Raw genomic sequence first — 803 nt, 5'->3', positions numbered from 1 at the left:
CACTGTCCGGCGGATCATGTGATTACTAGGATCCAGGGGCGTCTGTTCCCTGTTGGCCAGTGCCGGGGGACGGGGGTTGTGGCAGTGATGAGCGGTGCGGATCCGGTGCTTCCCGCAGCGGACGGCGAACGGGGGCCTTGTGGGAAGTCGACGGCTGCATGGGTGTCTCGGGGCGGCGGTGGCGCTGCTTCTCGCGGTGTCCGCTGCCATGCTTCTGGGCAGGTCGTGGAACGCCTGCGACGTGGGAGTGAACAACGCGGCCAACAGCGGTTTCCTGCTGTGGCTGTTCATCCCGGGCCTCTGGACAGTCCTGCTGCTGATCTGGGTCGTGGTGGGCGCCCTTCTCGGGAACCGTCCCCTCCTCCATGCCTTTGCCCTCGCGGTGACGCTCCTCGGGGTTGTCTGGTGCGTCATCTCGATCTTCTGGGAGGGCGCCGCCACTCCTCCGTGCCCCGGCGGCGTGCCCTCGTGGTGGCCGAGCTTCATCCCTGTCCCGGGATTCTGAGAGGTCGGCCCCGGTAGTTCACGGCTTGAGCCAGAGGCGGACGGCTGCTGCGGTGACGGTGCCGTGGAAGACATAGGCCCGCTTGTTGTAACGGGTTGCGACAGCACGAGAGTTCTTGAGGCGGTTGATGGTCCGCTCGACCTCGTTGCGGCGCTTGTAGCGGTCAGGGGCGAAGCCGGTTGGCCTCCCGCCCGTGCTGCCCTTGCGTCGACGGTTGGCGCGTTGATCCTTCGGTTCCGGGATGGTGTGCTTGATGTCGCGTCGTCGCAGGTAGCGGCGGTTTCGACGGGAGCTGTAT

1 protein-coding gene and 1 pseudogene are annotated in these 803 nt (G+C 66.4%); one reads left to right on the top strand and one right to left on the bottom strand.

Features of this window, described 5'->3' with window-relative positions:
• Nucleotides 1-178 precede the first annotated feature (178 nt).
• On the top strand, nucleotides 179-505 hold the full coding sequence (locus tag SGA01_RS40785) for a hypothetical protein (protein WP_141303488.1): 327 nt from the start codon (nucleotides 179-181) through the stop codon (nucleotides 503-505).
• A gap of 18 nt (nucleotides 506-523) precedes the next feature.
• Here the strand turns inward: SGA01_RS40785 and SGA01_RS40780 are convergent.
• Nucleotides 524-803 (bottom strand): annotated as a pseudogene (locus SGA01_RS40780) (IS5/IS1182 family transposase); the annotation flags it as partial.

This window comes from Streptomyces gardneri (assembly GCF_006539185.1).
Classification (GTDB): domain Bacteria; phylum Actinomycetota; class Actinomycetes; order Streptomycetales; family Streptomycetaceae; genus Streptomyces; species Streptomyces gardneri.
The sequence above is the reverse complement of the archived record's forward strand: the minus strand, read 5'-3'. Positions and strand labels throughout refer to the sequence as shown.